Source organism: Peribacillus sp. NPDC094092, assembly GCF_050279365.1.
Taxonomy (GTDB): Bacteria; Bacillota; Bacilli; order Bacillales; family DSM-1321; genus Peribacillus.
In genome coordinates this window covers 780,561-793,222 of the sequence record NZ_JBNNUC010000001.1, presented here as the reverse complement: position 1 = coordinate 793,222, position 12,662 = coordinate 780,561, and the positions used below count along the sequence as shown (strand labels likewise).

Here is a 12,662-nt window from a genome sequence, read left to right as displayed (position 1 = left end):
TGTTAAGGGCACTAAAAAAAGGAGGGTGAAAATAAGAACCATTGGGAGATATTATATCGTTCTCGTAAGCATTCAGTTAATCAAAATATTTTTCTTACCGGATATTGCAACGAACCACAAACTTTTGTGGAAGAATTGGTCAATCAGAAAAAACGTTTAAAAGGTTCTGATTTATACATAAATATAGCTGGAAGCCCTTTATAGTATGAACGAGAAGAATATTTTCCCCTATTTTTAAGTTAGGACATTTTTATCTACTTCAGGGTTGAAAAATGCAATGGAAAAAGGAAACTGCGATTATTTCCCCGATCAATCTATCGGAAATTCCAAAATGAATGAATCATTCGAATGTGGATATTGCTCTTATCCAGGTTTCAAAAGCAAACGAGGAAGGATATTGTAGTTCAGGAATTTCTATAGAAGCGGTGCAGTATAAAATTAGAAGGTAAAACAAAGAAAAGGAAAAGTTGTTTTCCACCCATCAAATCGAATCAAACAACCTTCAATAAAGGAGAATGAATTATGAGTCATGTTTATATTTTAGGCGGAGCTAGGACGCCGTTCGGGAGTTTTGGAGGGAAATTAAAGGATGTTTCTGCCATCGATCTTGGAGTGATCGCAAGTAAAGGAGCCATTGAAAAAAGTAATATTTCAGTTGAAGAGGTTGAGCATGTTTTTGCAGGGAATGTGATACATACTTCGAAAAATGCCTCCTACCTATCCAGGCATATTGCTTTGAAAGCTGGAATTCCAGTAGATAGCCCCGCTTTAACTCTCAATCGTTTATGCGGTTCTGGATTGCAAGCGGTCGTATCGGCAGCGCAGTCGATCCTTTTAAAGGATGCTGAAGTCGCCCTAGCCTTGGGAACCGAAAATATGAGCCAATCTCCTCACGTATTACGAGATGTCCGCTTTGGTACAGGTTTACAGTCTCCACAGATGGACGACATGCTTTGGGCGACTTTGAGAGATGAGTATATAGGATGTGGGATGGGAGTAACAGCGGAAACTCTTGCTGAAAAATATGAACTAACCCGAGACGATCAAGATAGTTTGGCTGTTCAATCACACCAAAAATCAGCAAAGGCCCAACTGACGGGGCGATTTCAACAAGAGATTTCCCCTGTCACGATATTCACCAAAAAAGGAAAGGAAATAACCATTTTAGAAGACGAACATATTCGCCATAATACTTCAATTGAAGGATTAGCGAAACTGAAACCAACTTTTAAAAAGGATGGGACCGTAACGGCAGGTAATGCCAGTGGTATTAATGATGGGGCAGCTGCCTTAATACTTGGAAGTGAATCCTTCCTTCAAACCAATCACAATGTGAAGCCATTGGCAAGAATCATATCCTGGGGGATTGCGGGGGTAGACCCAAATATTATGGGCATTGGACCAGTTCCTGCTAGTCAATTAGCTTTACGGAAAGCTGGACTCAATATTAAAGATATCGATTTGTTCGAAATCAATGAAGCATTCTCTGCCCAGTATCTTGCAGTAGAAAGGGAGCTTGGGTTGAAACGGGAAAAAGTTAACGTAAATGGAGGAGCAATCGCATTAGGTCATCCAGTTGGGGCTAGTGGAGCTAGAATAATATATTCATTGGCACTAGAGTTAAGGAATCGAGGAAAGAAGTATGGACTAGCCTCCCTCTGTATTGGAGGAGGGCAAGGAATCTCAGTAATCATTGAGGCTATTTGAACATGTGAATCTTTTATGGAAGTAAGCATAATAGGAAAGCAGCCAATAGCTAGCGAGTTATTATAATATCTTTGAGTCTGAAAAGAGCAAGTACATTGCTCTTTTTCTTATTTTGGCCAAACTTTGCGAACATGACATATTTGCTACCCTAAACTATCAACTTTAAAAGATAATCGGAATTAGATAGGTGGGGGAACTAAGTTGTTTTTACCTACCAAACCCAGTAGGTAATTTTAAACGCCCTAAATGGCATTTAAACCGTAGACTAAAGTAGGTTTATATAAAAGTTAAAACAATAATGTTGATGGAACGCCCGCGGAAAGCGAGTCCCTAGAGGAAACGTTCAAATTGTACAAACCGTTAAAAAGCTGTAGACAAACTCGATTATCGAGTTCGCCTACAGGCTAAAACGCTCTAAATGGCGTTTTGTTAATGGTAGGGTTTATCTACAAGATTTCTTGAATCTTTAAAAATACAACACACAAAACTTCCGATTTACCCTTTGAAAGGAGCATTTAGCTCCTAATTGAAATGTAAGATGTGAGGATTCCAACCTTAGGAATATGGTGCCCTCTATTTTTCCCCGGTCTATTCCGTTATAGTCTCCAATTCATTATTAACTCGATATATCTTTCTAGGTCTTCCTTTAGCTGTAGGTGCTTCTTCACCAATTATTTCGGCAATCTCCTGCTCAACTAAACCATTAAGAATTCGCCGTGCGTTCCGAGGTGTCATTTTTAACCATTCTGCAAGAATTGATGCTGTTATAGAGTGGTTCCCCGTTCTTTTTTGTACAGACAAAATCTTGTTAAGTGTTGTAATCGTGACGCCACACTGTTTAAGTTTTTCACTGATTTCCTTATTCTCCGTTCGATAGCCAAAAGAAATGCTTTCTTGTTCTTTAAGAGGACCTTCAATAATCCCTCTATCGTCAACAAGGAATGCACAAAAAGAATCGTAATTTTGTGCATGATTTAAAGCAAGTCGTGCATTTTCCTCTGCAGCCAATGCAGTTTCTCCATAGCCGATCCCGACATTCGATGGCAATTCAGAAATTAAAGCTAGTTTTTCCAAAAGATCTCCAATTTGTTGCCCTGTTTCTTTTATGGAACCTCTCGTGGAGAAAACTACAAATGTTCCAACCCCAAGAGGTACAAAAGTGCCGAAAATTGATTCGGAGAAGTTTAATACGGCATCTTGTACTTTTAAGTTCAAGCGATGTAAATCGTAGGATATGGTGTGGTGATTCATGTTTGTATCCATATTCTCTACTTTGATAAATATAGCAGCAATTTGTGATTGTTTAAAATGAAGGGTTTCCCATTTTTGAATCGCTGTTTTTAACGTTTCACGTATGTTGCTACGTGTAGGGGTTACTCGATACACAGGAATCCCTTGTAACTTCAATTGTTCGTATACAAAGTATAGACAGGTAATGCAAATATCAACTTGTCCCTCTTTAAATAGTTTTTGATGAAATGCAAGAAGATCCTGGAGAGAAGTATCATGAAAATATTCATGTACATGAATATCTTCATATGAAATGCCGAGATCATGATATGTCTCATATACATCACTTTCTTTAAGCAAATCTATACTCATCCGATTAAGACTTTTAGAATCTTTATAGCCTACTTCCACCAACGTTTTTGTTAAGCTTGCCCCATCTAAGTTAAGATAAAAAAAAGGTTGTTTAGAACCGCTTTTTTCAACAAAAGGATAGAGGGCTGGACCCGCAAAAATCCAAATGTCGACCAACTGTTGATTTTGTTTCACGATATTTGTCGCCTCTTCAGCATTTTGATATCCAAATGGAATCGGGTACAGTCTATCGGAGTATTCTTTTGCAATATCACATATAATCTGTACGTAGTCACTTGGACCAACAATTCCGGCTTTTATTTTCATAGTCGAACACACCACCTAATAGGATTACTTGCAAATTTTTCAAAAACATTATGTATTATTATCGGGAAATATATTAATGAATCGATAAATTCCAGTATTTTTGCTTACTAATTTGTTAGGATTTTCTTTAATTGATTATAACAATTATAGTAAACATTAGTATATATGTTGAATGAATTGCTCTATTGCAACAAGCAGCATTTCTTCCTTTAATAGAAACGGAATTTAATGGATGAATCAAAAAAATAAAATTATAAGAATTGTTAGAAAATTCAGTTGACATTCAACTGAATTTTTTTTATGATTTATTTAAGGAATACATTGAGAATAATTCCTTAAATAAAAAGGGGGAAGCATTTTATGAGTAATAGCTCATCTCGGGATAATCAATCATTACAGTTGGTGAGTCCTGAATCATTTAGAAATGTAATCAGTCATTTCACCAGCGGAGTATCGATAATTACAGTAAGGGAAAGTGAAATAGATTATGGGATTACTGCCAGCGCAGTTAGTTCGGTGTCTCTTGAGCCTCCAATGCTACTTGTATGTGCCAATAAAAATACGGGCACATGCCATGCTATTTCGAATGCAGGATCTTTTACCGTGAACATTCTTGCGGAAAACCAGGGGGAGCTTGCGATGCAGTTTGCCAGGTCGAACACTGAGAAGTTCAAAGGTGTGGAAATATCCTATGGCGAACTGGGTAACCCTGTTTTAAATAACACACTTGCCCAAATTGAATGCCGGGTGGTCGAAGAAGTAACAGGAGGTACTCATTCCATCTTTGTGGCGGAGGTTCAAAAAGCCCATGCACTCATAGGGGATCCGCTCGTGTATTTCAAAGGAGAATTTGGTTCGTTTAAGAAAGCTTAAAACCGCAAGTAAATTAGGCTGTTTGTCTAAATCCTTTCAAAATGAAAAGTAGATAACAAATCATCTAACAGGAGGAAATAGTATGGCTTTAATGACTGGTAAGCAATATCGTGAATCATTGAATGACGGCAGGGAAGTATTCATCGATGGGGAAAGGGTCACAAATGTAGCTGAACACCCATCGTTTAAACCGATTGTTGATGTGAAAGCAAGAATGTATGACATGGCCTTTGAATCTGAAAATAAGGAGAAGTTAACAACTCGATTGGAAGATGGCGAAGTCGTTTCACGAGCGTATAAAGCTCCTAAGACTAAAGAAGATTTAACTGGAATACGCAATCACGTGGAAACTGTACTTGATGATCTTGGCGGTGTTGTATACCGTGTTGGTGATGAAACGATAGGTGAAATGTGGTCCTTATATGACGCACAGGATAAATTAAATGAAATTAACCCTACTTATGCGAAAAATATTGCGAAGCATATCGATCGAGTCGCAAGAGAAGACTTGTTCCATGTTTCCGCCAATACGGATCCAAAAGGTGACCGAAGCAAACTTTTTAGCGGAAAAGATGGCGGAACCCTGTTGCATGTTGTTGAAGAAAACGATAAAGGAATTGTCGTAAAAGGTGCGAAGTTTGAAACGGCTGCCGCCTATGCTCACCAGGCATTCGTTAAACCGACTATCTTGAACTGGGAAGCCGGTGAAGAAACAATGGCGCCATTTGCTTGTGGATTCATCGCTGATATGGGAGCTCCTGGATTAAAGCATATTTGCCGTACGTCCCTCGGGACAGGAAAAAATGATACAGATTATCCGATCTCTACAAAATTTGAAGAAATTGATACATTGCTAATATTCGATAACGTACTTATTCCATGGGAAAACGTTTTGTTCCATCGTTCTTTGGCCTCTGCTGCGTACATTCGTTCCACACTGCATCGGTATTCTGCCTTTAACTACGTCCTTAGAGTATTGCGCAGAGCAGATTATTTGCTAGGAACGGCTTTATTGAACGTTGAACAAACAGGTCTGACAAAACTGCAGGCAGTAAGGGAAAAAATATCTCAGCTAATTAATTATCGTGAAGGAATTAATGCTCATTTAACAGCTGCTGTTGCAAATGCGGAAGTAAGCCCCGGCGGTTTAATGATGCCTAATCAATCTCTTCTTTATACTGGCCGTGTATTTGCACTAACAAATTTCCCGGCGATGGCGCATTTAACGAGGGAACTCGTAGGAGGACAGCTGGCCGTTACACCGGATTCCGAAACGTTTGCAGATCCAGCGATTCAAGAATATGTAGATAAGTACTATTCCGTTGGTGAGTGGAGTGCGAAAGAAAGAGGAAAATTACTATACTTTGCGAGAGACCTTTTGAATTCTTCTTATGCAGGGCATAGAACTACCTTTGAATTGTTTGCTCAAAGTCCTCCATTTGCTCAACAGATGTCAGTTTTCAATAGCTTCGATATGGAAGCACAGCGCGAAATGGTTCGTAAAGCAGCGGATTTAAACGCAGCTATTACTGTTACTAATCAGTAATCTTAAATAAAGAAAGGGGAAGTTTTCATTGGAAATACATACACAAGGTACCTTAAAGCTTTCTGCATCGGTTCTATCGATTGGTGCACTCGACGGTATCCACAGGGGGCATCAAGCATTGCTATTAAAGGCAAAAGAACGGGCCATGAAGCTTGGAGTTCCTTTTGTTGTATATACTTTTGATCCCCCTCCAAAAGTCTTTTTTAAAGGTTGCCAACTGTTAATGTCAGTGGAAGAGAAGCTTCAGCGCCTCGAAATGCTAGGAGTTGACCATGTTATAGTCGGTCCATTTGATGAAGCGTTTACTCAAAAGGAAGTTTCAGTATTCATTGAAGAATTAAAAGAAACAAATCCCATTGAAATCTGGGAAGGCCCTAACTTCTTATTTGGAAAAAATAGAAAGGGGACCATCGAAGTATTACGCCGTTATTTTAAAGTGGAAGTGTTACAGCCCCTGACATGTGAACGAGGTGAAATGATCTCCTCTTCACGCATTCGCCAGCTTTTGCAACAAGGAAACTACCCTCTGGCAAAAAAGCTGCTAGGGGCCGAGTATTTCACGATGATTTCAATGCGTGAGAACCCATGTGGCAGAAAAAATAGGTTGGAAATTCATTAATATAAATAAAAAGCAAGGGAGAATTAAGAAAAATGGAAATTAAAAGATACCGTAAATTTGAAACGAATAAATTTTATCCAGCCGATATGGGGGAGGAATCTCATCACGTAGCAAATGAGTTTTCTATGGTTGTTCGTGCTGGAAACCGTATTTTTATGAGAGGGCAAACTGCATTTGATCTGGAAGGTAATTTTCACGGGGAGAATGATGTTACTGAACAGACAGAGAATGCTTGTCGATGCATCAAGCAGTTGCTTGAAGAAGCAGGGGGGAAAATGGAAGACGTTTGCAAACTCACGACTTATGTCACTGATCGTTCCTATCGAAAAGAAGCCTACGCTGTTATTGCTAAGCATTTTAAAGGCGTATATCCAGTTAGTACAGGACTTGTCGTCAATGGGCTGGCTCTTCCTGAAATGCTTGTGGAAATAGACGTTGAAGCCATTATTAGCAGTAAGGAATAAGGGGATATGGCGAATATAAATTAAATGAATGGAGCAGCAACTATTGTAAAGAATCATGTTTGTTGCTCCTTATTTTCTCAAGGGAGGATTAAAAATGAGCATAACAAGTACGTTTTCCGTGGCAGGACGTTGCCCTTCAACAGGAGCATTAGGAGCTATTGTCACTTCCAGCAGCCCCGCTGTTGGGGCAAGATGTCCTTGGGTCAAATCAAATATAGGTGTCATCCTGACACAAAATGTCACAGATCCCAGACTAGCGGACATAGGACTTTCAGCTTTGGAAAAAGGTTACAGTGCCCAGGCGTCAATTCGGACAATGGTGGCAGCCTCGGATTTTCCTGATTTTAGACAGCTGGCTGTTGTCGATGCCAACGGGGAATCAGGGGTGTTTACAGGTGAAAAAGCGCTTGGAGTACACGGAGACTATTTTGCAGATAATGTTGCCAGCATAGGAAATCTGTTAAGCAATCCAGAAATCCCAAAAGCGATGGGCGAACATTTTCTTGAACGGAAGGTCCTTTCTTTACCTGAGCGGTTAATTTCCTCTCTTGAACTCGGTTTTAACATGGGAGGGGAGCTTGATCAAGAACATTCTATTGCACTCTTGGTCTATCATCCGGATACTCCTTTCGCTTTTGTAGATCTGCGTGTTGATTATAGCGATGATCCACTAAATGATTTGAAAAAACTATGGGAAATTTATAGTCCGCAAGCAGAAAATTATAAATCTAGGGCAATTGAGCCGGATCTAGCACCTTCTTATGGGGTAAAAGGTGACGAATAAAAAGTGACGAATAAAAGGTGACGCTTGCCAGTTTGGAGTTCCTAGGAGAAAGGAGGTAGTGAGCAGCTGTGAAAATCAATATTGACCGATTAATGTCGGACATTAAGAAGTATGCTGAATACGGAAAAAATGATCAAGGAGGGGTGACAAGGCCCAGTTTTTCACAAGCCGATCATGAAGTGCGTGCACGGTTTATTAAGGAATTAGAGGATATGGATTTAAAGGTCACTATTGACGGGGCCGCTAATATTTGGGGAAGGCGCAAGGGGAATGGAAAAAAACTTGGCAGTATTGTCATTGGCTCACACCTTGATTCCGTTCCGAATGGAGGCAAGTATGATGGCCCGTTAGGTGTTCTAATGGCGAAAGAAATCATTAAAACATTAATTGAAAATAACGTGATTCTTGACCATGACTTGGAAATCGTTTCATTTACGGCTGAAGAATCGAATGATTTTAACTTATCAACGTTCGGAAGCCGTTCTTTCGTCGGCCGATTGAAAATCGGGATGCTGAAAGATGTCTTTGATTCAACAGGTGCCCGGCTTAGTGATGAACTGATTAAAGCTGGGGGAGGCCTTGATAAATTCCCGATGATGAAGGAAATGGGAAAAGACAAAAAGGGTTTTATTGAACTGCACATTGAACAGGGGCAGCGGTTGGAAAGTAAAAATATATCCATGGCGGTCATCAACAGAGTTGTCGGAACCTATCGAAGTAAAGTAAGGGTTATCGGGCAGTCTAATCACTCCGGTACGACAATGATGGAACATCGGAAGGATGCACTGACTGCTGTAGCTGAAATGATCCTTGAAATGGAACGTCATTGCCAAGAAAGCGGCAGCAGTGTAGTCGGAACAGTCGGCAAATTGACAGTTTTTCCGAATGCGGCAAATATTATTCCAGGACAAGTTGATTTTATCTATGAAGTCAGAGGAGAAACAGAAGAGGGGATTCAACATAAGGTCAACGTAATACAGAGCGCTTGGGAAGAAATCGCCAGAAAAAGAAAGGTGGACATACAGCACCGAGTTTTTCTTGATCAAAAACCAGTTGTTTTAGATGAGGATATTGTTCATATATTACAAAGCACAGCTCAGGAGATGGAAGAACCTTTTATGACGTTCTCCAGTATGGCGATACATGATGCAGCTCATATGGCACTGATTACAAAATCAGCCATGGTCTTCGTGAAAAGCATTGATGGGAAGAGTCATTGCCCAGAAGAATACAGTCTGCCTAAGGATATTGAAAAAGCCGGTAACTTAATTTTGCAGGGAATTATGAAAATTGATCGGGAATTGACGTAGAAATCCACAGTTTAGAGTTCAAGTTTTCAAATAGTATAGCAAGCTTTACATGATGGCTCCAATTTTTCATGAAGGATATTTACATTTTTAAACAAATAAGCTCCTTGCTGTATTTTCTATTAGAAATATTGCTCGGTTCGTTACTTTTTACAAAAAATGATAGAGTAATGCCCTCTATTATTAAATAAGTATGGCTTTAGAGATTAAATAGAGTTAAATTCTATTATGGAGCTTTTTAATTACATGAAGCCAATTTAAAAAGTCAGGGGGATTGATTAATGGCATTTTTAACTGAAAAACGCTCATTTTAACCGTTTAAGATTGTAAGCGCTATCAAATTTGGAGATTCTTAGATAGTAATCGAAACTTGGAGTTAAAAAGGAAACGGGGAGTGAAGATGAGTGAAACAGGATAATAATGTGAATGTGGTAAAAACCCCTTCTAATTGGCTTGCTTTAATACCAATCGTGTTTATGGCATGTGCCCTGGCAATTGGAATTGGTGTTTATGGTGCTGATCCACATGTACCCCTTTTAATAAGTACGGTCGTTGCAGTGATCGTCGCTTTGAAGCTTGGTCATAATTGGCATTCAATTGAAGAACACTTAGTAAAAACAATTAGTGTATCAATCAAAGCCTTACTGATACTAGTGATAATCGGGGCCTTTATTGGAGCTTGGGTGGCATCTGGAATTGTGCCATCGATGGTTTATTATGGATTAGGGGTTGTATCTCCAACGTATTTTCTTGTTACAGCCTGCATCATTTCTGTTCTTGTCAGCATCGCTGGAAATGCCTGGTTTGCTGCTGGTACGATTGGAGTCGCGTTAATGGGAATTGGGCATGGCTTGGGTGTTCCATTACCGATGGTTGCTGGTGCAGTGGTATCGGGTGTTTATTTCGGTGATAAGATGAGTCCTTTATCGGATGTGACGAACTTCACGTCCGCGGTTGTGGGTGTAGACCTTTTTGAACACATTAGGAACCTAATGAACACAACATTCCCAACACTCATTATATCGCTAATGCTGTATACATTTCTCGGGTTTAAATTTCGTGGAGAAGGAGCAGATTTGTCACAGGCTGAAAAGATTCAAGGAATTCTTTCAGATCAATTTGTTATCTCGCCGTTTTTATTAATTCCGTTACTATTTATTGCGCTAATTTTCATTTTAAAGATACCGGCCATTCCTGGCTTGACTGTCGGGGTCCTTATTGGTGGGGCTTGTTCCCTATTTGTCCAAAAAACTTCGTTAGGTCATTTGATAAACATCATGAATAATGGTTATTCTGCCGAAACGGGTTACAAAGTAACGGATGAATTGTTAAACCAAGGTGGGATTCAAGATATGATGTATACGGTTTCTTTAATCCTTATTGCGCTATCATTTGGCGCTATTCTCGAAAAAGCAAAGATATTGGAAACTCTCCTTGGATCGCTGCTTCGGAAAGTAAAACGGACAGGCAGTTTAGTAACAGCGACTGCTGGAACGTGTATCGCTTCAAACATCGTAGGATGTGACCAATTCATGTCCGTTATTATACCTGGACGCATGTATTTGAATGAATATAAAAAACGGGGGCTGCATCCGAAATTGCTCGGACGTACATTGGAAGATTGCGGGACAGTAACAGCAAGTCTAATCCCATGGACCACTTGTGGTATTTTTATGTTCTCTGTTCTGGGTGTTTCTCCGATTGAATATGCTCCATATGCATTCTTTTGCTATATTAGTACTTTTGTAGCTATCGCTTTTGGATATTTAAATATAAAAATTAACCGTTTAGAAGTAGACGAACCAGTTGGAACAAGAAGGGACAATAAAGGTAAAGAGCTCGAATCTTCAATTCCAATGGAATAAAAATCATAAAAAAATGACTAGATTGATTATTCAGATTATTGACAATAGTCTAAGTATAATATATATTTTATTTAAGGAATAATTCCTTATTTATTCTCAATATAAACTTTACTAAGTTAATAGTGAAAGTGTTTCATTTTAGGTATTTTAAATAGTTATTACATTAGGAGGTATGGAACATGGTTGTTTCTAAAACCGAGTCGAAAATCGAAAAATTAATTGAATTAGACAAAAAACATTATCTGCATCCAACGACTGTACCTAAATTGTTTATTGAAAATGGCCCAAAAATAATTTTTCATGAAGGAAACGGAATCCGTGTAACAGACATTAAAGGTGATACATATATTGATGGCGCTTCCATGCTTTGGAATGTAAATTTAGGACATGGAAACAAGGAACTTGCGCAAGCTTCATATGACCAGATGTCTACTCTTGCTTACAGTTCTTCATTCTATGGCTACTCAAATGAAAAAGCTGTTCGCTTGGCCGAAAAAGTGGTTTCCGTTGCACCTGGTGATTTAAGTGCTATCTTTTTCACATCCGGTGGATCGGAATCAAACGATACGGCTTTTAAGCTAGCACGTTTTTATTGGAATTTAAAAGGTCGACCAACAAAGAAAAAAATATTATCGATAAGCCGTAGCTACCATGGCGCAACGGTTTCTGCCGGAACAGCAACTGGCATAGATGCTTTCCATAGTTTTGCAGGTTCAAGAGATGCCGATATGGTGAGGGCAAAATCACATTTGACTAATTGTGAGCTTGGCGATAAAAATGATCCGAACTATGAAGGATGCATTCGTGATGTCATCGAAAAAGAAGGAGCAGAAACCATCGCTGCCCTTATCCTTGAACCAATTCAAGGTGCAGGAGGAGTTCACGTTTCACCTGATGGTTATTTAAAAGCAGTTAAAGCCTTATGTGAAGAAAATGATATCCTGATGATTTCTGACGAAGTCATTTGTGGATTTGGACGTACCGGAAAAATGTTCGGTGTCGATAACTGGGACGTCGTACCTGATATCATGAGTGTAGCAAAAGGGATTACGAGCGGTTATGCACAGCTTGGCGGCGTTTTGGTAAATAAAGAAATCAGAGATACTATCGTACAATATGATCAAATATTAGGTCATGGCTTTACGTATAGCGGACATCCAACAGCTTGTGCCGTTGGATTGAAAACGATTGAAATTCTCGAGCGCGATAACATTCTTGATAACGTTAACAACATGGAGAAAGAGCTTAAGAAAGGGTTTGACTACTTAACCGATAAACATCGGTATTTTACAAAATCAAGGGCGGTCGGCTTGCTTGCCGGATTTGAGCTTCAGCAGGATCGTGACTTGGATGTACCATTTGCAGAATCAGTAAAACCAGCATCGTTTGTCGTTGATCAGTGCTTCAAGCGCAAATTGATTTTAAGAGCTGCAGACTTTGAAAAGGGCAAGGATATTGTTGCCATTGCTCCGCCGCTTATCATTAATAAACAAGAAATTTCGGAAATGATCAATATCATCGATACAGCAGTGACTGAATTTAATAAAACCATTAAATAAATGATTGGATCCATACAACATGCTAGAGAG

General features: G+C 39.3%; 10 protein-coding genes. 9 read left to right on the top strand and 1 reads right to left on the bottom strand.

The genetic code is table 11. The annotated features are described in order from the left end of the window. Nucleotides 1-522 precede the first annotated feature (522 nt). On the top strand, nt 523-1,707 hold the full coding sequence (locus tag ACQKNS_RS03750; RefSeq protein ID WP_427641261.1) for an acetyl-CoA C-acetyltransferase: 1,185 nt from the start codon (nt 523-525) through the stop codon (nt 1,705-1,707). 588 nt (nt 1,708-2,295) lie between these two features. Here ACQKNS_RS03750 and ACQKNS_RS03745 read toward each other — a convergent pair. Further along, nucleotides 2,296-3,615, bottom strand: coding sequence for a hypothetical protein (locus tag ACQKNS_RS03745; protein WP_427641260.1), 1,320 nt, complete (start codon nt 3,613-3,615; stop codon nt 2,296-2,298). Nucleotides 3,616-3,975: 360 nt separating this feature from the next. Between ACQKNS_RS03745 and ACQKNS_RS03740 the strand changes: the two genes are divergently transcribed. From ACQKNS_RS03740 to ACQKNS_RS03705, 8 genes are all read left to right on the top strand, one after another. Beyond that, nucleotides 3,976-4,488 carry a flavin reductase family protein gene (locus ACQKNS_RS03740; protein WP_427641259.1) on the top strand — a complete coding sequence of 171 codons (513 nt, stop codon included), beginning with the start codon at nt 3,976-3,978 and terminating at the stop codon, nt 4,486-4,488. Between the two features lie 82 nt (nt 4,489-4,570). After that, on the top strand, nt 4,571-6,034 hold the full coding sequence (locus ACQKNS_RS03735) for a 4-hydroxyphenylacetate 3-hydroxylase family protein (protein WP_427641258.1): 1,464 nt from the start codon (nt 4,571-4,573) through the stop codon (nt 6,032-6,034). Nucleotides 6,035-6,062: 28 nt separating this feature from the next. Beyond that, nucleotides 6,063-6,653, top strand: coding sequence for an FAD synthetase (locus ACQKNS_RS03730; RefSeq protein ID WP_427641257.1), 591 nt, complete (start codon nt 6,063-6,065; stop codon nt 6,651-6,653). 32 nt (nt 6,654-6,685) lie between these two features. Continuing rightward, nucleotides 6,686-7,117: a RidA family protein gene (locus ACQKNS_RS03725; protein ID WP_141994127.1), complete on the top strand. Its 432-nt coding sequence runs from the start codon at nt 6,686-6,688 to the stop codon at nt 7,115-7,117. A 94-nt stretch (nt 7,118-7,211) separates the two neighbouring features. After that, nucleotides 7,212-7,901, top strand: a complete 690-nt coding sequence (locus tag ACQKNS_RS03720) for a DUF1028 domain-containing protein (RefSeq protein ID WP_427641256.1) — start codon at nt 7,212-7,214, stop codon at nt 7,899-7,901. A 68-nt stretch (nt 7,902-7,969) separates the two neighbouring features. Beyond that, on the top strand, nt 7,970-9,211 hold the full coding sequence (locus ACQKNS_RS03715) for a M20 family metallo-hydrolase (protein ID WP_427641255.1): 1,242 nt from the start codon (nt 7,970-7,972) through the stop codon (nt 9,209-9,211). Nucleotides 9,212-9,612: 401 nt separating this feature from the next. After that, nucleotides 9,613-11,073, top strand: a complete 1,461-nt coding sequence (gene nhaC / locus ACQKNS_RS03710; RefSeq protein ID WP_427641254.1) for a Na+/H+ antiporter NhaC — start codon at nt 9,613-9,615, stop codon at nt 11,071-11,073. A 179-nt stretch (nt 11,074-11,252) separates the two neighbouring features. Then, nucleotides 11,253-12,632 carry an aspartate aminotransferase family protein gene (locus tag ACQKNS_RS03705; RefSeq protein ID WP_427641253.1) on the top strand — a complete coding sequence of 460 codons (1,380 nt, stop codon included), beginning with the start codon at nt 11,253-11,255 and terminating at the stop codon, nt 12,630-12,632. Nucleotides 12,633-12,662: the final 30 nt, after the last annotated feature.

Coding starts and splice junctions, on each gene's coding strand:
- ACQKNS_RS03750 (WP_427641261.1), top strand. CDS start 523: ATGAGTCATGTTTATATTTTAGGCGGAGCTAGGACGCCGTTCGGGAGT.
- ACQKNS_RS03745 (WP_427641260.1), bottom strand. CDS start 3,615: ATGAAAATAAAAGCCGGAATTGTTGGTCCAAGTGACTACGTACAGATT.
- ACQKNS_RS03740 (WP_427641259.1), top strand. CDS start 3,976: ATGAGTAATAGCTCATCTCGGGATAATCAATCATTACAGTTGGTGAGT.
- ACQKNS_RS03735 (WP_427641258.1), top strand. CDS start 4,571: ATGGCTTTAATGACTGGTAAGCAATATCGTGAATCATTGAATGACGGC.
- ACQKNS_RS03725 (WP_141994127.1), top strand. CDS start 6,686: ATGGAAATTAAAAGATACCGTAAATTTGAAACGAATAAATTTTATCCA.
- ACQKNS_RS03720 (WP_427641256.1), top strand. CDS start 7,212: ATGAGCATAACAAGTACGTTTTCCGTGGCAGGACGTTGCCCTTCAACA.
- ACQKNS_RS03705 (WP_427641253.1), top strand. CDS start 11,253: ATGGTTGTTTCTAAAACCGAGTCGAAAATCGAAAAATTAATTGAATTA.